This window comes from Mucilaginibacter sp. UYCu711 (genome assembly GCF_050433825.1).
Classification (GTDB): Bacteria; Bacteroidota; Bacteroidia; order Sphingobacteriales; family Sphingobacteriaceae; genus Mucilaginibacter.
In genome coordinates this window covers 143,054-163,483 of the sequence record NZ_JBNPWM010000003.1, presented here as the reverse complement: position 1 = coordinate 163,483, position 20,430 = coordinate 143,054, and the positions used below count along the sequence as shown (strand labels likewise).

The window sequence follows — 20,430 nt, the reverse complement described above, 5'->3', positions numbered from 1 at the left end:
CCCGAAATGGTCTTCTCAATTACTAAAAAGCAATTTGTGCCTCCTTTTAATTGGACTGCAAAGATATAATTCGTTTCTTTGCAGTCCAAATATTATTTTAATTATTTTTCAATGGGTCATAAAGCAGGTTTTGTAAGCATAATTGGTAAGCCAAACGCGGGTAAGTCAACCCTGATGAACGCGCTTGTTGGCGAAAAAATGTCTATCATCACCCCTAAGGCACAAACAACCCGTCATCGTATTTTGGGTATTGTCAATACAGACGAGTATCAAATTGTATTTTCAGATACACCCGGCATCATCAAACCGCACTATGAATTGCATGAGCGCATGATGCATCAGGTAGAGGGCTCGATAGAAGATGCCGACCTTATCTTACTGGTTACTGACATCTACGAGGAGTATGACGAAGAGGACGTAATTAAAAAACTAAATGGATCGCAGGCGCCGTTATTGATTCTGATCAATAAGATAGATCAAAGCGACGAAGAAACGGTTAAGAAAAAAGTAGAATACTGGCAGGAAAAATTAAAACCAAAAGCGGTATTCGCTATATCTGCACTGCACGGCCATAATGTTATCGCGGTGATGAACTTTGTGATAGAGCATTTGCCTGAGCATCCGGCGTATTATGAGAAAGATCAGTTAACCGATCGTAATGACAGGTTTTTCGCGTCGGAAATGATCCGGGCGCAAATCCTGAAACAATATAAAAAAGAGATCCCTTACAGCGCCGAGGTTATTGTGACCGCGTTTGTTGAGGGCGAAAAACTGCACCGCATAAGCGCCGAGATAATTGTGGAGCGCGACAGCCAGAAAAATATCATTATTGGTGAAGGAGGTAAAATGCTGAAAATAGTAGGTACCTACGCCCGCCGTGATATGGAGGATTTTTTCCAGAAGAAGATCTTCCTTGAAATGTTTGTTAAAGTAATACCCGACTGGCGCAGTAAAAAAAATTACCTGAAAAAATTTGGGTACGAATAGGTAGAGGTTAGACGTGTTACGTAATACGTTTTACGTTTATCTTCGCATCATAATTATTAATATACAAGGGCTTAGCTCTTAAACACGTAGAACGTATAACGTTATACGTAAAACAAAATTCCATGAGTAACATAGTAGCCATAGTTGGCCGCCCAAATGTAGGCAAGTCGACCTTATATAACCGTTTAACCGAAACCCGTAAAGCCATTGTGGATGATTTTAGCGGTGTAACCCGCGATCGTCACTACGGCACGTCAGAGTGGACACACCACGAGTTTACCGTTATTGATACCGGTGGCTACGTAGCTAATTCAAACGATGTGTTTGAGGCAGCCATCCGCGAGCAGGTGGTTATCGCTATCGAAGAGGCATCGGTTATTTTGTTTTTGGTGGATGTTACTACCGGCATAACCGATCTGGACGATGAGATAGCCAACATATTGCGTAAAGGTAACAAGCCAACGTTTGTAGTAGTTAACAAAGTTGATAATAACAACCAACAGTCAGACGCTACCGTGTTTTATAGTTTAGGCTTGGGCGAGATCTACAACATCTCATCAATGACAGGCTCTGGCACAGGTGAATTATTAGACGAGGTGGTTAAACATTTTGAGGATGTTAAGCTTGAAGAAAACACCCGCCCTAAGTATGCCATTGTTGGCCGCCCTAACGTAGGCAAATCATCTATCATTAACTCTTTAATAGGTACAGACCGTAACATAGTAACACCAATTGCCGGCACTACGCGCGATTCTATCCATATCCATTATAACCAATACGGTCATGATTTTATGTTGATAGACACCGCAGGAATGCGTAAAAAGACCAAGGTAAAAGAGAATATAGAATTTTACTCGGTTATGCGTACCATTAAGGCCATTGAAGAGGCTGACGTGGTGATCCTGATGGTAGATGCTGTTGAAGGCATCGAGTCGCAGGACATCAATATATTCCACCTTGCCGAAAAGAACAAGAAAGGTGTAATGATAGTAGTGAACAAATGGGATTTGATTGAAAAGAACAACAAAACCACCAAGGTTTTTGAAGACATGATCAAACAAAAATTACAGCCGTTTACAGATGTACCTATCATATTCACCTCGGTAACAGAAAAACAGCGTGTATTAAAAGTGATTGACGTAGCCAACCAGGTTTATGAAAATCGCGCCCGTAAAATCTCAACCTCAAAATTGAACGAGGTGATGCTGCCGATAATTGAGCACTATCCGCCGCCATCATTAAAAGGCAAATACGTTAAAATAAAATACGTTACCCAAATAGCCGGTACATCGCCCATGTTTGCCTTCTTTTGCAACCTGCCGCAATACGTTAAAGAGCCGTATTACAGGTTTATAGAAAATAAGCTAAGAGAAAATTTCGACTTTAGCGGAGCGCCTATACAGGTTTGGTTTAGACAAAAGTAACGTGCATATATGCAAATGTCTTGTTTGATGATTTACTGATCTGTTAGGGATTGGTATACTATTATATTACGTAGATATTTGTAAAATGATTGATCCGAAAAACCTCAACTTCCCCTTTTATAGACCAATCAAAAACGAGCTTAAACGCTACATCGATTATTACTACTTTTTTAAATCCGATGATCCCGCGTTTAATCTTTCTTACATTTCGTTTCCAAATATCAATACGGCAATAAATATTCACCGTGGTGTTTCTTTCGATATTAATAATTCGTCCATTCGAATACAAGAAAGCGATAATACAGATGTTCGCATTTTTGCAACAGAAATCAGGAAAGAGCCTCTGTTAATAGAATGGCGTGGACGACTCAATAAGATCACTATAGCCTTTAAACCGTTAGGGCTTTGTAATTTTGTTCGCTCCGGGCAACCGCTAACAATGAAAGGCCAGGTACAACTTTTTGAAACTTGGGAAGATGCTCCCGGTTACAAGGCTTTTTGCAAGGATATTTATTTAAAGCCTTCGGATAAAGAAAAAGTAGACGTTATAGAAACGTTTCTTTTGTCTATTTTTCAACCATCGCCTGAACAGCAGTTATTGGAAAAAGCAATAATGCTATTGACTGATGAAACAAATCAGTATTCAATAAATGATGTAGCTGCTTTAAGCGGCTTGCATGTACGGACCCTTATTCGTCTATTCAATAAAAACCTCGGTGTCCCGCCTGTAAAGTTTAAACAAATTGCCCGCTTTAGAAAGTCAATGGAAAATAAGCTTTTTGCAGATCGCTTAAAAAAGCTTACTGATCTTGCTTATGAGAACAATTATTATGATCAGTCCTACTTCATCAAGGTTTATACAAAACTTACCGGTACACGCCCTAAATCTTTTTTTGACGCGGTAGATAAGCTTGGTAATGACAAGTTGATCTTTCAATTTCTTAAAAGTGCCAACTAACCTTAGCTGTCAGAAAAATACAATTTTATAATATTTTCATCCTGTACTTTTGAGGTATATCAGTTGCAGAAATGAAAAGAGCATTCCTAATTTTATACTTGTCCGTATTACTCCCAGCATTTGTAAGCGCGCAGACACTGGTAACAAAGAAAATTTTCTCGGCTTATGTAAAGGATAGTGTTACGGTAGATGTTTACTTGCCCAAAAACTATTCAAAGACAGAAAAATACCCAACTGTATACGAATTTATTTATGACCATGCCAATTATATTGCCGCTACAGCAAATAATATTTGGGACATACCTAATGTTATAGTGGTTCACGCTAAAATTAAAGGAGGTAATGAGGATTACAAAAGCCCTAACCTTACCGACGAGGGGGCAAGGTATTACGGCTTTGTTAAAAACGAACTTATCCCCTATATTTCAAAAACGTATAATACTGTAAATTTAAGAGTAGCAGTAGGCCTTTCGCAAGGTGCGGATTACATTAATTATATTCTTCGTAATGATCCCTCGCTTTTTAATACTTATTTAAATTTTTCGTTAGAGCGCCCCATTTATTATAAGCCGGATTTTTCATCTTATACAGCAAAAGTAAAAGATACAACTGCTTACTTCATAGCAATTGCGAATGATATCCCTGAAAGAATGAAATTCGCGGATCAACTGGTTGACTCGCTAAAAAAATCGCCTTATATAAATATAAAGAAGGAATCCTTCGCCGAAGCAACGCACTCTTATAGTATCCTTTACGCTTTGCCGCAGGCGCTCTTATTTGCTTTTAAAGACTATAACGTGATCAGGAAAAAATATCCCGGCGAAGCATTAATTATTTATTATAACGCTGTATTAAAGGAAAAAACAGAAAAATATGGTAATATCAATTTTCACGGATTTATTAATCAAATTCTGGAATATGTAGATCTAAGCAAGTCTGGTAATAGCGAGGTCAACACCTTTGTTGATTCTGTATATGCCATGAAAGATTGCATGGATATAGACTTGTTTAATATAGGAATTGTTCTTAAAACAAAAGGTTTGTATCAAAACTCAGAAAAAGCTTATCAAATGGCGTTATTAAAAAAGCAAAATACCGGTAAGTCAGCTATGGATGATGTAAGTGTTTATTTTCAGCTTGCTAAAGTTTATGACCTCGATGGAAAAACAGATGAAGCGTCGGATATATTACAGAAAGGATATTTAAATACAAAGGTAAAAACTGAAAACCTGCTGCATGTTATGGGTTATCGTTATATCGACAAAAATATTGCTGTTGATAAAGGCATTGAACTGTTAAAGTCAATGTTGATCGGGAAGCATATTGTTTCAGGTGCCTTGAGTAAGGCCGATGATGATGTCAATGCAGAAATTGCCAAAGGTTATTTTAATTTAAAAAACACAAAAGATGCTAAAATATACCTGGACAAATCTTTAAAAATAAACCCCAAAAATGAGGCTGCATTAAAATTAAAAGCATTGATAAAGTAATACTTTGCCATACTTTATTTGCATGTTTTAACATAAGCATATCTACAGGGCTTCTACCGCTTTTTTCACCGCTACATCATTAGCATTAATGGTTTTAAAATAGGCTTCATCGCCCCATTTAAAACGCGCGGCAAAGGCCTTTAATACTATTTTTATGTTTTCTTTAGATGCCAGTAATTCGCTTGGGGCCATATGTTTTATGGTCTTAGAGGCATATTGGATAAAATTGCCAAAGTCGTTATCGGTAACTATATAATTCTTAAAAAAATCGTCGGAAGTATACCTTTTCAGTGTAGGCTGCATACGGTCGATCACATACGCGCTAAAAAGCTGCTGGTTGCTTAACTCCCTTATCATGTAAGTATTTTGTGTGGTATCGGCTGGCACAAAAATATCAGGCATAATACCGCCGCCGCTAAATACCTTTCGCCCGTTTGAGGTGTGGAATTTACTAGGCTGGTTAAAGGCGCTATCCCTTAAACTGTTTTCCTCAGAAAATAATTCGCCTTTACGCATGCGTTGTGCCAGCTCATTACGATAACTCTCAACGCCGGCACTATATGATTTTTGGATAGACCGGCCCGAAGGCGTATAATACCTTGCAATAGTTAAATTAACTGCCGAGCCATCAGGAAAAGCAAATTGCTCCTGCACCAAGCCCTTACCAAACGACCGGCGGCCTACGATAACAGCACGGTCAAGGTCCTGCAGCGCGCCTGCCAATATTTCGCTGGCCGATGCAGAATATTCATCAATCAATACAGCTAACTTGCCGTTTTGGAAATTGCCAGAGTCTGTCGCGAAGTAATCCGTACGTGGGTCATGCACGCCTTTGGTGTAAACTATTAGTTGTTTTTTTGTGAGGAACTCATCGGCCAAAGCAGTCGCGGTATTTAGGTAGCCGCCGCCATTGCCGCGGATATCCAGCACCAGCTGTTTCATGCCTTCAATTTTTAATTTGATCAGTGCTTTGCGAAAATCAGCATCAGTAGTTGATGCAAACTTGCTTATTTTGATATAACCGGTAACCGGGTTTAACATATAGGCAGCATCCATGCTGCTTAGGTCAACATGGTCGCGCTTTACGTTATAAAATTTAGTTGTTTTGCTCCCTGCCGGCATTACTGCCATTAACAATTGCGAGTCCTTTACCCCCCTGAAAACTTTGCTGACTTTGCTTACGGTTAGATGCGTGCCCGAAAAGTTTTTATGATCTATCTCAATTACACGGTCGCCGGGCAATACACCCGCTTTAGCAGCAGGGCCATTGGCGCTAACCTGGGTAATAATTAATGTATCGCGCAGCAAAATATATTCAACGCCAATGCCGGTAAAGCCACCTTCCAGCCGTTCGTTTATTGATGATGCTTGTTGTGCGGGTAAATAAAGCGAATGCGGATCAAGATTTTGTAAAAGATTATTTACGGTCGAGCCTTCGATGCTGTCCACATCTACCGAGTCTACATAGTTATGCCTAACCAAGTCTAAAACCCTGGAAACCTTATCCTTCCCGTCAAAAGAAATGTTGGTATTCAGGTCTTTATTTGTTACCAAAATACCAATAAACACCCCCAGTAAAAGCAGGATAACAGACCTGAAAATAATACCTGCCGCTCTCTTCATAAATATCTATTACAAAACTACTAATTTGCAGCCATAGGGTTGTAATTACTTACCTCAATAATTAAACCATATCAGGAATTTTACCGAATTTTGGCAAAAAAACCATCAAAAGAATGCAAAACACTACCGAAAAGGAATCGAACTACAACAACCTGGATAAGATGAGTGTAGCCGAAATTCTGAAGGACATAAATTACGAAGATAAAACTGTAGCAATTTCTGTTAGTAAGGCGTTGCCGCAGATAGAAAAATTAGCCATAGCTATTACCGAACGGATGAAAGCCGGCGGCCGCCTGTTTTATATTGGTGCCGGCACAAGTGGCAGGTTAGGAGTGGTTGACGCGTCTGAATGCCCGCCAACCTTTGGCGTTCCGTTTGATATGGTGGTAGGTATTATTGCCGGTGGCGATGGCGCCATCCGAAAAGCGGTTGAGTTTGCCGAGGACGATACTGAGCAGGCCTGGAAAGATCTGTCAGCCTATAACATTACAGATAAAGATGTAGTGGTTGGTATCGCGGCATCGGGCACAACACCCTATGTTATTGGTGGGTTAAAAGCAGCTAATCAAAATAAAATAACAACCGGCTGCGTTGTTTGTAACAGTGGCAGCCCGGTAGCCGCCGAAGCCAATTACCCCGTTGAACTAGTTACCGGCCCCGAGTTTTTAACCGGTAGTACCCGTATGAAAGCAGGCACCGGCCAAAAGCTTGTTTTAAACATGCTAACCACAACTGTAATGATACAGCTGGGTAAGGTAAAAGGCAACAAAATGGTCGATATGCAGCTATCAAACTATAAACTGGTAGACCGTGCCACCAAAATGGTAATGGCCGAAATCGGGGTAGATGAAGCAACTGCGGCAGAACTGTTAAAGAAAAATGATAGCGTAAGAAAAGCTGTAGACTATTATAATCAAAATAAATAAGCCGGACAGGCTTTTTGAATTTTGACTTTTTAATTTTGAATTGAAAGAATGCACGAGATAGAACCATATTATAAATGGCGGGATGACTATGTAGCATCAGAGGACGAATATTCGCCTTTTTATGCTACGCAGTATAATGAGTTTGAGTTTGATAAGCAGGTGTACAATTTCCTGCTGCACCCGCAGTGGGATTCGTTTGGGTCGAACACGCTGTACATGAAAGTACTTTATGCGGATTATGACCGTTCTTATGCCATCATAGAGTTTATTGGCGAATGGAACGATGCCATTAACAATGACATTATGCTGCTAAAGCGCGAGATATTGGAGCTGATGGTTGATAATGGCATTACGCAGTTTATCCTGATAGGCGAGAATGTGCTGAACTTTCACTCGTCCGACGATTGTTATTATGAGGAATGGTTCCAGGACGTGGAAGATGGCTGGATTGCCGGCATCAACTTCCGCGAGCATGTGATAGAAGAGTTTAAACGCAATAACATCGATTACTATATCAACTTCGGCGGCGAACTGGATGATTTGAACTGGCGGGCTTTAAAGCCGCTGCAATTGTTTAAGAAGGTAGAAGAGCAACTGATTAAACGGTTAAATTGAAACAATTGAAAAGTTTTGTAGTCCAATTGTAAATCAACTAACCTTTAATATACTAATCTCTGATCTTTATATTAAATTTGATATCAATTAATAACTATAATTAAAAATGGAAAACAATAATCCAAACTACGTTTACGAAAACGTAATGCAAATAACCGATGCCGATGCATCGCGTAAGTTTTTAGCTAATGTGTTTTTATGGATGTTTGTGGCTTTGGGCGTATCAACTTTTGCGGCCTATGCTTTTGCAAACACACCTGCATTATTGCAATTATTGGTTGATGAATCAACACATCAGTTAACCGTATTTGCTTATATAGCTATGTTTTCGCCTTTGGCATTTGTGCTTTTAATTCGCTTTGGCTTAAACAGCATATCTTACCCCATTTTAGGACTGGCATTTATTGCTTATGCAGCTTTAACAGGTATCAGTTTAAGCTTTATATTGCTTATTTACACAGCTGGTTCTGTTATCAGTGTGTTTTTAACCGCATCATTGTTATTTGGTGTTATGGCTATTGCCGGATATACCACGCACCAGGACTTAACTAAATTTGGTTCTATCATGATCATGCTGCTATTTGGTATCATCATAGCCAGCGTGGTAAATTTCTTTTTACATAGCACCGGTTTAGATGTAATTATATCTTACGTAGGCGTTGCAGTATTTGTAGGCTTAACTGCTTATGATGTGCAAAAGCTAAAACGTATTGGTGCCGGCCTTGAGTATGGCGATGCGTCAGCAAAAAAATATGCCTTGATGGGTGGATTAACCCTGTACCTTGATTTTATCAACTTGTTCCTGATGCTATTGCGCATTTTCGGCAGAAGAAGATAATACCTAATAATTTATTAAAAGCTGCCTCCAAAAAAGGCAGCTTTTTTTATTGCATACAGAGGAGATTCCTTAAGGATAACCTATTGCGCTTTACAACAATATTACGCATCTTTGCACTGCTTATAGAGAAAGACGGAGGGATTAGACCCTGCGATGTCTTAGCAACCTGTTACTTAACAAGGTGCTAAATTCTACTCAGTCTGCCTCAGGCAGACGGGACAGATAAGTGAAAGTCAATATCAACACCCGACTTTTTCGAAATAAGCCTTTATGTTGTAAGTTATATGTTGTGAGTTGTACGTTTGCGTCCTTTCTTTCAACTTTTAACTTTCAACCTGCAACTACTAATCTACAATGGATATAAAAGAAGAACTAAAAAAACGCATCCTCATTATTGACGGTGCAATGGGTACCATGATACAACGGTACCAGTTGACCGAGAAGGATTTTCGCGGAGAAAGATTTAAGGATCACCCAAGTGACCTGCAGGGAAATAATGACCTGTTGAATATTACGCGCCCCGATATCATCAAAGCTATTCATACCGAGTATATGGATGCTGGCGCGGATATCATCGAAACAAATACTTTTAGCACACAAGTAATTTCGCTGGCCGATTATCACCTGGAAGAACTGGCTTATGAGCTAAGTTATGAAGGTGCCCGTATAGCGCGTGAGGCCGCAGACGCATACACTTTAAAAACGCCGGACAAACCACGTTTTGTGGCCGGTGCCGTTGGGCCAACCAACCGTACTGCATCGCTGTCGCCTGATGTAAATGACCCGGGTTACCGTGCCGTTACTTTTGATGACCTGGCCAATGCATATTATGACCAGGTACGCGGCCTGGTTGATGGCGGGTCGGACGTGTTACTGATTGAAACGATTTTTGATACTTTAAATGCAAAGGCGGCATTATTTGCCGTTGACAGATATGCAAACGAAAGCGGCAAACATTTGCCTATAATGATATCAGGCACCATTACCGATGCATCGGGCCGTACCCTTTCGGGGCAAACGGTCGAGGCATTCTGGAACTCGGTAAGCCATGCTAACTTATTATCTGTAGGATTAAATTGTGCCCTGGGTGCAAAAGAAATGCGCCCGCATATCCAGGAGTTGTCTGAGAAAGCAAATGTGTTTATCTCGGCCTATCCAAATGCCGGCTTGCCAAACGAGTTTGGTCAGTATGATGAAACCGCGCATGAAACCGCGCACCAGGTTGACGACTTCATGAAGGCCGGCCTGGTAAACATTGTAGGTGGTTGCTGTGGTACCACGCCCGATCACATTAAATGTATTGGAGACAAAGCTGCTAAATATCCGCCGCGCCCGATACCGGAGGTTGCACCTTTTATGCGCTTAAGCGGATTGGAAGCTGTTACCATAACCCCCGAAAGCATTTTTGTTAACGTGGGCGAGCGTACCAACATTACAGGTTCGCCAAAATTCTCAAAGCTGATATTGGCCGAGAATTATGAAGAGGCCCTAACCGTTGCCCGCCAGCAGGTAGAAGGCGGTGCGCAGGTTATTGATATCAACATGGATGAGGGGATGATCGATTCGGAAGCCGTAATGGTGAAATTCCTGAATTTGGTCGCGTCCGAACCGGACATCTCTAAACTGCCGATAATGATCGATTCGTCCAAATGGACAGTTATTGAGGCTGGCTTAAAATGTATCCAGGGTAAGGGTATTGTTAACTCTATCTCGCTGAAAGAAGGCGAAGAGAAGTTTAAAGAATACGCCCGTAAGATATTAAGCTATGGTGCGGCTACAGTTGTAATGGCTTTTGATGAAACCGGACAAGCCGATAGTTTAGAGCGCCGTAAAGAGATCTGCCAAAGATCATATGATATATTGGTAAATGAAGTTGGCTTCCCGCCGCAGGATATCATATTCGACCCGAATATTTTAACCGTGGCTACGGGGCTTGAAGAACATAATAACTACGCGGTTGATTTTATTGAAGCCACCCGCTGGATCAAGCAAAACCTGCCGTATGCTAAAGTTAGCGGTGGGGTAAGTAATATCTCGTTCTCATTTAGGGGGAACAATGTAGTGCGCGAGGCTATGCACTCGGCGTTCCTTTACCACGCTATTAAAGCCGGTATGGATATGGGTATTGTTAACGCCGGCATGCTGGAGGTTTACCAGGAAATTGATAAGGAATTATTGGTACTGGTTGAAGACGTACTGCTTAACCGCCGTGATGACGCTACCGAACGCCTGGTTGAATATGCCGATACGGTAAAAAGCAAAGGCAAAGAGATCGTACGCGACGAAGAATGGCGCAAAGGGACCGTTGCAGAGCGTTTATCGCATGCGTTGGTAAAAGGTATTATTGAGTATTTAGATGCCGACGTAGAGGAAGCCAGGCAGGCTTACAGCAAACCGCTGGAAGTGATTGAAGGCCCGCTAATGGATGGAATGAACATAGTGGGCGATCTGTTTGGCGCAGGCCAGATGTTTTTACCGCAGGTTGTAAAATCGGCCCGTGTAATGAAAAAAGCGGTGGCTTATTTATTACCGTTTATCGAGCTGGAAAAACAGCGTGTTATTGATGCCGGCGAGGATTCGAGCGGAAGCCGTGCCAATGCCGGAAAAATATTGATGGCTACGGTAAAAGGCGATGTGCACGATATCGGCAAAAATATAGTAGGCGTAGTACTGGCCTGTAATAACTTCGAGATCATTGACCTTGGGGTAATGGTTCCCGCGCAGCGGATAATTGAAGAAGCGATAAAACAAGAAGTTGATATTATTGGCTTAAGCGGTTTGATCACGCCATCGCTGGATGAGATGGTGCATTTTGCCAAAGAAATGGAGCGTCAAAACTTCACCATCCCATTAATTATTGGTGGCGCTACTACATCCCGCATCCATGCTGCTGTAAAGGTGGCACCAAACTATTCGGGCGCCGCTATACACGTACTGGATGCATCACGCAGCGTAACAGTTTGCAGTAACCTGATGAACAAGGATACCCGCGACAGTTATATCCAGGGCATAAAAGACGAATACGAAAAAGCCCGCGAGGCACACGCCAATAAAAAATCCGACAAACGCTTTGTTACGCTGGAGCAGGCACGAGCAGATAAGTTCCAGATAGACCTGGCTAAAGTCGCCCCAAAACCTGCCTTTACCGGTACCAAGGTTTTTGAAGCGTATCCACTGGCTGATTTGGTGCCTTATATTGATTGGACACCTTTCTTCCATACCTGGGAACTGCGTGGCAGCTACCCTAAGATCTTTGATGATAAGTTTGTAGGTGTTGAGGCTAAGAAATTATTTGATGATGCCCAAAAGCTTTTAAAGGAAATTGTTGATAATAACCTGTTGCAGGCTAATGGCGTTATCGGCTTCTGGCCTGCAAATGCGGTGGGTGATGATATTGAATTGTATACGGACGAGAGCCGCACACAATTATTATCACGCATCCACACCCTTCGCCAGCAATCAGAAAAAGTAAAAGGCGAGCCTTATTACGCGTTATCAGATTTTGTTGCGCCTAAAGACAGTAGCGTGGCCGATTACTTTGGCGGCTTTGCCGTAACAACCGGTATAGGTTGCGATGAGCTGGTTGCTAAATACGAAGCAGATTACGACGACTATAACAGCATCATGGCCAAAGCCATTGCCGACAGGTTAGCCGAAGCGTTCGCTGAAAAAATGCACGAGCTGGTACGTAAAGAATACTGGGGCTACTCGAGCGGCGAGAGCCTTACAGTTGAAGAACTGGTTAAAGAAGAGTATCAGGGTATTCGCCCGGCACCGGGATATCCTGCCTGCCCGGAGCATACCGAAAAGACAACTTTGTTCGATCTGCTAAAAGCTGAAGAAAATGCCCATATGCACCTAACCGAAAGTTTAGCCATGACACCGGCTGCATCCGTAAGCGGTTTCTATTTCGCGCATCCGCAGTCAAGGTACTTTGGTCTGAATAAAATTAGTAAAGATCAGATCGAAGACTACGCAGTGAGAAAGAACATGAGCGTAGAAACTGTTGAAAGATGGTTGGGCCCTAATTTGAATTATTAATATTGTTGCAAGTTGTAGGTTATAAGTTGTATGCAAACAGAGTATAAAAAATATATTGAACTTAGTGTATGGATCGATGCAAGAAAGCTTGTCAATATAGTTTATACGATAACTAAATTATTCCCGAAAGAAGGGCAATTTGGAATAACCAATCAGATGAGACGATGCGCAGTATCTATCCCATCAAATATTGCCGAAGGTTGTGGACGTAATCATAAAAAAGATAGTTTACAGTTTTTTTATATATCGAGAGGCTCATTATACGAACTCGAAACTTAACTTTATTTAAGTAATGATTTGGGGTTCATCAACTCGACTCAATTAGACGACATTTTAAGTCAATTGGAAACCGTACGCAAGCTGCTAAACGGGTTTATCCGATATTATTCAGAGTAATTTACTTACAACCTGAAACTTACAACCTACAACAAAAATGAAAATCACGCAACACATAACAAACGCCAAAGGCAAAACCCTTTTTTCGTTTGAATTACTTCCTCCCATAAAAGGCCAAAGCATCCAGGGCATCTACAATGCCATTGATCCGCTAATGGAGTTTAAGCCGCCGTTTATTGATGTTACCTCGTCGCGCGAGGATCATGTTTATAAAGAGCATGCCAACGGTTTGCTGGAGAAGGTAAGCTACCGCAAGCGCCCGGGTACCGTGGCGGTTTGTGCGGCTATCATGAATAAATATGGTGTTGATGCTGTTCCTCATTTAATTTGTGGTGGGTTTACTAAGGAAGAAACCGAGTACGCGCTCATCGACCTGCAGTTTTTAGGCATCGAAAACGTATTGGTTCTGCGCGGCGATGCCCGTAAAACCGAATCATCATTTGTACCTACACCTGGCGGGCATAACTATGCTACCGACTTGTTGGAGCAGGTTACCAATATGAACCAGGGCAAGTACCTGCACGAAGACCATGAAGCGGTAAAATCCGATTTCTGCATCGGCGTTGCCGGCTACCCCGAGAAACATTTTGAGGCCCCCAACTTAAAAACCGACTTTAAATATCTTAAACAAAAGGTAGCTAACGGGGCGGATTTCATCGTTACCCAGATGTTTTATGACAACAGTAAATACATCGAGTTTGTAAAAAATTGTCGCGATAATGGTATCAACGTGCCCATCATTCCGGGCCTTAAACCAATTACATCATCAAAACAATTGGTTGTTTTGCCCAAGGTATTTCATATAGATATCCCTGACGACCTTAGCGACGCGGTGCATGCCTGCAAATCAGAAGCCGAAGTGAAAGAGGTTGGGATAGCATTTATGATCAACCAATGTAAAGAGCTGATAAAAGTTGGCGCGCCGGTACTACATTTTTATACCATGGGAAACCCCGGCCCAACCAAACGGATAGCCGAAGCAATATTTTAAGCTAATTACGCCGGTTGAGCCATTGTAAGGGTAGCGGGTATAGTAAAAAAGAAAGTACTGCCCACGTCTTCCTTACTTTCAACCCACAGCCGCCCGCCATGTTTAAGCACAAAGTCATGGCATAGGTTCAGGCCCAGGCCGGTGCCCTTTTCGCCAGCGGTGCCATAGGTGGTGTAATTAGTATGCTTATTAAAAAGTTCACCTATCTTTTGTTTAGGGATCCCTTTGCCATTGTCCTGCACTGAAAATAAGGTTTCCACCTCGTTTTTAGCGACGCTAATGACCACCTCGCCGCCGGTGTTCGTAAATTTAACGGCGTTAGTAAGCAAATTACGGATAACAGTTTCCAGCATACCCTTATCAGCGGTCAGGTCGGCCCCATCGGGCATCTGCCGTACAACCTTGATCCTTTTCTTTAAAGCCATTGGCTGCACTGTTTGCATGCATTTTTCAACCAGGCCGGCCAGATCGGCGATCTTAACAGGGTTAAAACTAACGGCATTAAACTGGGATTTTGCCCAGGCTAACAGGTCCTCCAGCAGGTTATTCGCATTGGACAATTCCTGTTTCATCAGTGAAAGAGAACTGCGTACTTCGTCCGGGGTGCTTGATTCAAAGTCGGCCAGCGTATAGTCCAGCAATTGCAGGCTCCCGGATATCGGGTTCCTCAGGTCATGGCCGATAATGGACAGCAGGTTATTTTTTTGTTCGTTGGATGCAGTTAGCTCGGTATTAAGAGCTTGCAGGGCATTTTCATGGAACTTGCGGATGGTCACATCCCGCATGCTGCCCTCTGTGGCTATCATTACCCCGTTTTCAATAATCAGGTGGGCATTAACAGAAGCATAGCGCAACTGGTTGTCGCTGGTTTTTAGGCGCACCTCAAAATCAATCACGAACCCCCGGGTGCGCAGGGCCTCGGTTATCCGCTCACGATCCTGCACATAGAAATAAAAATTGGCCACGGGCTGCCCAATAATAGCCTTGCGCGGGTATCCCGAATATTTCTCGATGGAAGGGCTGATCTCGGTTACCAGGCCATTTTGATCGGTCTGGTAAAATACATCCTGCACATTTTCAAAAATGGTTCGGTATTTTTTTTCGCTAAGCACCAGGTCATTTTCGATCTCTTTTCTTTTAGTGATATCCTCGATCTGCGAAACATAATAAAGCGGCTGACCTGATCCGTCATAAAGCATGGTAGCGGCAATAACTACCCAAATGGTTTTACCGTTTTTATGCATATAGCGCTTCTCGAATTTGATCTTGTCGATCTTGCGGTTACCCAGGTCATCTAACGTCATAACGCTTTTTTCCAGGTCATCCGGGTGGGTCATACCCTGGATAGTCAGGCCCTTCATCTCCGCTTCGGTATAGCCCAGCATCTGGCAAAGGCTCTTGTTTACCCTTTTCAATTTTCCGTCAGGTGTAATCAGCGCCATGCCGATCAGGGAGTGTTCAAAAGCCAGCTTAAACTGCGTTTCACTCTGGTACAGCTCTTCTTCCAGTAATTTGCTTTTGGTGATATTAAAAGCTATGGCACCCACCATTTCCTCATCCGCCACTTTGAACGGAAATTTATGAGTTTTAAAAACTTGAGGGTGCCCGTGCGCGTCCCTTACAGTCTGCTGAAAGTCTTTGCCCTGCCCTGAATTTAGAACAATTTCGTTGTTTTCCTGGAAATGGCCGGCAATCTCGCGGCCAAATATTTCGTCGCTGCTTTTGCCTATTACGTCGCTGGTAAGTTGGAAGGTGTCATAAAAACATTTGTTAGCGTACTTCAGTACGTTATGCTTATCGGTTATCCAGCAAAGGCCCGGCAACTGGTCCATAAAAAGTTGGAACCGCTTTTCGTTACTAAAGATCCGGGTTTTGTCACTTACATCCTCGCTGCTCATCACCAACCCGCCTATCTGCCCCTCATCATTCCGCCAGTGGCGCACCTCCCATTTTAGCCACATCACGGTGCCGTCCGCGCGCTCAAAACGGTCCTCGTCACATTGTTGATCTTTTCCGGCAAGGCACCCGGTATGGATCCTCTTCCAGTTTTCGCCAATCTCGGGGAAAACCTCATAATGCGATCTGCCGATCACGACCGTATTTTCGAGACTATAAAAGCTGATCCACTTTTCTGAAACAGCCAGGTACCGCATCTCCGTGTCCACGATAGCCATGGGCAAAGGCGCCACGGCAATCATGTTTTTAAAAGACCGGGAAAGCTGATTCATCGTAGGGGTTTATTTGAGATTTGTGGAAATCTATAAGAAAGATACAAATATCATTCCCAAATGTTTATAAACTGCCCGGGTTAATGTTACTAATTAAAATTACGGGTATGGGCGTTCCCCCGATTAAAATCGGGGTCAGGCTTTCCGCTCATACTGCGCAGGCCTTAATCACAGGCCGGTCCAAAGGACTCCTTCGGAGTATCCGCTTCAATCCTTAACGCGAAAGCACGGCGGCTCGTGCGATCCGATAGCTATCGGATCCCTCCCAACGGGAGGGTGTAGGGAGGGGTTTAGCCGATATGCATTAGCGTCTAAACCCCTCCCTGCCACTTCACAGGCAGCCGCACCCCTCCCGTGGGGAGGGAATGCATAACTGTACAGAATTTTTTTCCAGGTTAGTCCGGATTTATAATCCCGGACTAAATTTGTTGCGGATCTCCTGATCCGCGGGGCATTGCCTATGGGGATTGCAAATCCCCCGTAATATGGTCCGGGATTACAAATCCGGACCAACGGGGATTAAAGTTTTTTCATACGGTTGATCCCAGTTAATAAACTTATCTACTTCTCGTTAAATATTCCCCCGAATTTAACATACGTATAGGGTATAAAAAAGCAATATGTGCTTATACATAATGAACTCATCAAAAATCTATTTATTTCAAAAAATGGGCCCATTGAAAATAGTAAGAGAATAGTGTTAATTAACACACAACTTAATCCCCAAAAAAACAAGTTTTTAGTTTTGTTTTTTAAATAAACGTGATAAAAAAGTATAAAAAGCAAAGTAGTTATTATAATAAATAACGCTGTTATAAAAAAGGTTGATATTAAACTTTCCCAATATAATTTTTCTATAAAAAAGGGCTGCATATAAAACAAAGAAAAACCGCTTAATATTATTAATATCAAATTTGATAATAGTACTCCTATAATTATTTTATATGTTCTTTTGGTTAACATCCTATTAAACTTTTCAATTGTGCTAATGTCATTTTCTTATTCAAATAATCCCTTACCAAATTATAATTAGGCCGTGCAACATAATTTTTTTTATTATAGAAACTGGCCTGCCCCCCGTGGGTATTGATATAATTTATCATGTTGGTTTGCATAGCCGTCCAAAGTTGATCTGCTCCATTAAATACCGCATTAAAGTTATTCGCAAAAGCAAACATCCAATCGGAAGTGCGATCTACCCCCATTGTATAAAAGGTATATGTTCCTGGATTATTTGAGTCCGGATATATGCCAAATTCTCTGTTGCCTGACACGGGGTGATTAAAATCAAATGGAGATGTCATAGTAGAAAATTTAAAATATGTACCATAATTATTACTTTGATAGTCGGATTCAATAACTGTACCATCATCTGCCATATCAATGTGTACAACTGCACCAAGTGACCCTGCGCCATATTGGTTAAATAACTGCGTTTCATTTACGCCAAAACCAACATACGGACTAAAAGTAGCTTTACCCGATGTAAAATTATTTATATTTTGCCTGAAATATTCGGTAAGCGTCGCCATATTCATCCCTGTTGGCATTGATGTAATTTGGATAGGGAAAAAATCGCTGTTCACAACAGTGCCGAATGCGTTATCTAAATTTTGAAGAACAAAAGGGTCTATTGATTGAAGTTCAGTAGAAATGGTTTGCAAGCTACTGATTCTATTCATTACAGACTGGCTTGGGTGGAAGCTGGCAACATTTTGATACATGTTTCCAAAGTTATTATAGGCTGCAAGTTGCAGCAGTTGTAAGCTATCACATTCTATTAGAGTTTCTAAATTTTCATCTGACAGGCTGTCCACTTTCGCAGTTGGTTGCGTAATTATTGTACACTGCTGCGACGACGGTGTCGGCGGCGGAAATCCCGGATTATTGGGATCTATAGGTTCCTCGCCCGGCGGCGCATTGCCATTAACTTGTAAATGTATGGAATTTACAACTGTGCCCGGCGGGCATTGCGGGGGTACAGGCGTACTGCCGCCACCACCTGAAGATCCTCCCCCACTGCTGGGGGGCGGGGTCTCGTCACTGTAAGCTACAGTGCAAAAAGAAAACGCCACATACTGAGCTGTTATTACGCCATTGGTAGTTATTGTATTAATAACATCATAACAGTCTACGTGAAGATTATTATTTGTTTTCAGCTTTACATTTTGCACCTGTGGCGACTGGGCCTGCTGCGGTTTTAGCTGGTGCCCGTTTTTATAACGATACCCGCTTAAGTAACGTCCCTTTGGTGTAAAATAAAATACCAGGCCGCTAAAATTAGTATCGCGCTTACTGTAGGTGTTACGAGCCAGTTTAGACACATCGCCTTTTAAATAATCAGCATCGCCTATAATGGTCATTATATAAGCTTCGTACTTCCCGTTGTTTTTTAGCATTAAAAATGAACTGCGGCTTTGTTCGGGCGTGTTAAGCTCCTTATTATAATCGGTATTTTTTAGCACCGCGTTAAATTTAGCCGAGGGATCAAGCGGGATCTCAATCACATCATTGTTAAATCTTTTATAATGCGATGGCCGTTGCCAGTCGGGTTTTATTTTTTGGCTCACGTCAACTTCCTGTACGCTATTAGTTTGCAAACCCGATTTGTCAATTTTATTAACGGGATAAGCTTCGTTATACCAGCTTTTGGCTGCTGATACTTCGGGGTCGGTAATTTGCGTCTCGGCACCGTTACCGGTAAAATTCTTTTTACAACTATGTATCACAAACAGCATCAAGCAGGTTAGCAATACGACAGAAAGTTTAAACAATATTTTTTTGCGAGGGAACTCTTTTGTCATGCGATAAGGTTAAAGTTATTAACTTATACGGTTTAGGTACCGGTATTGTTAGGCAAGATATTAAACTATTAAAACATTAGCAACATTTATTTTAAATAGCCGGAATTATACTTCGCTATGCAAGCGCCCCGTTTGTGATGCATCAGTAAATAATAGCAGGAAAGCGTCAACCTATCCCACATCTGATGCGAGTATGCAGCGCAAGCCATAACGTGGTGTACTCGTGATTACACCATTTGCGTTAGGGGCAGTAGCGGATACCGGCCTTGCGCTTAAGGCCTCGCGCAGTATGAGCGGATGACCCGACCCCGATGAAAGAGGGGAAACGCCCACATCAATACCCTGAAAAATCAAAGCAGGTGATCCACTTTTACTGATCCATCCATCAAAAATGGCGAAAAACGCTCGATTTTTAATTGTTTGATTTTGAGAATGATAAACTAAATTCACGCTTAAACACGCTGACTGACTTGTCAGTGATTTTGTTTCGCATGTTTAAACATTTTTTATTTTCACAATCGCTTTATTATCAAATAGTTAATTCAAAAAGCTTGTTTCATTTTGTTTCACTCTATTTTTGCAATAGGCTGATAATCAATGCGTACGATCGAAATCTTGTTTCACTTGTTTCATCTGTTTCACACGCGCGTGAAACAGAGCACCGTTATTTTTTCTTCTTTTCCTTATCCGTATGTTCGTAGATCTCAAACTTTACGGCTACCGAGTCTTTATTAAAATAAACGATGAGGTTCTTTTTATGCACGGGTTGCTTTTTACCGTAGTTGTAACTATTGTCAATGATCTGGTAGGTGAATTTCAGCGAGTCGCGGCGTTGCGGGCTGCCTAACGAGTCGATAACCTGGCGAAAGGTAAGGCCCTTGATATGGTGGTTGTCCATCAGGTCGGCCACGATATCATTACGCAGCGGGTAATCCAGGCCGTCGCCGTAGCTCCATTTTTCACGGTCGAACTTGCTGCTGGTGCAGCCTGCCATTGCTAAAACTAAAAATATACCTGTTAGAAGCCTGAAAGAAACCTTTGTTATCATAACGCTAATTAAGCACCAAAATTAATAAAGCCATTGGGTAAATTCTTATATTCGTTAAAAT

Annotated in this window: 14 protein-coding genes and 1 riboswitch; of the genes, 10 read left to right on the top strand and 4 right to left on the bottom strand. The window is 41.9% G+C overall.

Annotation, left to right across the window (positions count from 1 at the left end; genetic code table 11):
* Positions 1-111: 111 nt before the first annotated feature.
* From era to ABIB50_RS07970, 4 genes are all read left to right on the top strand, one after another.
* On the top strand, positions 112-987 hold the full coding sequence (gene era / locus ABIB50_RS07985) for a GTPase Era (protein ID WP_429378744.1): 876 nt from the start codon (positions 112-114) through the stop codon (positions 985-987).
* Between the two features lie 122 nt (positions 988-1,109).
* Entirely contained in the window at positions 1,110-2,411 is a 1,302-nt protein-coding gene (der, locus tag ABIB50_RS07980) for a ribosome biogenesis GTPase Der (protein WP_429378742.1), read from the top strand.
* 85 nt (positions 2,412-2,496) lie between these two features.
* Positions 2,497-3,369 (top strand): helix-turn-helix domain-containing protein, encoded by an 873-nt coding sequence (locus ABIB50_RS07975; protein WP_429378740.1) that lies wholly within the window; start codon positions 2,497-2,499, stop codon positions 3,367-3,369.
* A gap of 71 nt (positions 3,370-3,440) precedes the next feature.
* Positions 3,441-4,859 (top strand): alpha/beta hydrolase-fold protein, encoded by a 1,419-nt coding sequence (locus ABIB50_RS07970; protein ID WP_429378738.1) that lies wholly within the window; start codon positions 3,441-3,443, stop codon positions 4,857-4,859.
* 42 nt (positions 4,860-4,901) lie between these two features.
* Here the strand turns inward: ABIB50_RS07970 and ABIB50_RS07965 are convergent, their stop codons facing one another.
* Positions 4,902-6,482: a S41 family peptidase gene (locus tag ABIB50_RS07965; protein ID WP_429378736.1), complete on the bottom strand. Its 1,581-nt coding sequence runs from the start codon at positions 6,480-6,482 to the stop codon at positions 4,902-4,904.
* Between the two features lie 113 nt (positions 6,483-6,595).
* Here ABIB50_RS07965 and murQ point away from each other — a divergent pair, with 113 nt between their 5' ends.
* The 6 genes from murQ (at position 6,596) to metF (ending at position 14,289) form a co-directional block, all read left to right on the top strand.
* Positions 6,596-7,408: an N-acetylmuramic acid 6-phosphate etherase gene (gene murQ / locus ABIB50_RS07960; protein WP_429378734.1), complete on the top strand. Its 813-nt coding sequence runs from the start codon at positions 6,596-6,598 to the stop codon at positions 7,406-7,408.
* Between the two features lie 48 nt (positions 7,409-7,456).
* Positions 7,457-8,023 (top strand): hypothetical protein, encoded by a 567-nt coding sequence (locus tag ABIB50_RS07955; protein ID WP_429378732.1) that lies wholly within the window; start codon positions 7,457-7,459, stop codon positions 8,021-8,023.
* 106 nt (positions 8,024-8,129) lie between these two features.
* Entirely contained in the window at positions 8,130-8,861 is a 732-nt protein-coding gene (locus tag ABIB50_RS07950; RefSeq protein ID WP_429378730.1) for a Bax inhibitor-1/YccA family protein, read from the top strand.
* 117 nt (positions 8,862-8,978) lie between these two features.
* Positions 8,979-9,090, top strand: a riboswitch (SAM riboswitch).
* Positions 9,091-9,215: 125 nt separating this feature from the next.
* A complete protein-coding gene (metH, locus tag ABIB50_RS07945; RefSeq protein ID WP_429378728.1) occupies positions 9,216-12,902 on the top strand; it encodes a methionine synthase in 3,687 nt (1,228 codons plus the stop codon).
* A gap of 30 nt (positions 12,903-12,932) precedes the next feature.
* Positions 12,933-13,181, top strand: a complete 249-nt coding sequence (locus tag ABIB50_RS07940) for a four helix bundle protein (protein WP_429378727.1) — start codon at positions 12,933-12,935, stop codon at positions 13,179-13,181.
* A 154-nt stretch (positions 13,182-13,335) separates the two neighbouring features.
* Entirely contained in the window at positions 13,336-14,289 is a 954-nt protein-coding gene (gene metF, locus ABIB50_RS07935) for a methylenetetrahydrofolate reductase [NAD(P)H] (protein ID WP_429378726.1), read from the top strand.
* Between the two features lie 5 nt (positions 14,290-14,294).
* Here metF and ABIB50_RS07930 read toward each other — a convergent pair whose 3' ends face one another.
* The 3 genes from ABIB50_RS07930 to ABIB50_RS07920 form a co-directional block, all read right to left on the bottom strand.
* Positions 14,295-16,517 (bottom strand): PAS domain S-box protein, encoded by a 2,223-nt coding sequence (locus ABIB50_RS07930; protein WP_429378724.1) that lies wholly within the window; start codon positions 16,515-16,517, stop codon positions 14,295-14,297.
* 956 nt (positions 16,518-17,473) lie between these two features.
* The gene (locus tag ABIB50_RS07925; protein ID WP_429378722.1) at positions 17,474-19,321 is read right to left on the bottom strand and encodes a hypothetical protein; all 1,848 of its coding nucleotides are present in this window, start codon (positions 19,319-19,321) and stop codon (positions 17,474-17,476) included.
* Between the two features lie 664 nt (positions 19,322-19,985).
* Complete coding sequence (locus ABIB50_RS07920; protein WP_429378720.1) at positions 19,986-20,369, bottom strand: hypothetical protein; 384 nt, start codon at positions 20,367-20,369, stop codon at positions 19,986-19,988.
* Between the last annotated feature and the right edge of the window lie 61 nt (positions 20,370-20,430).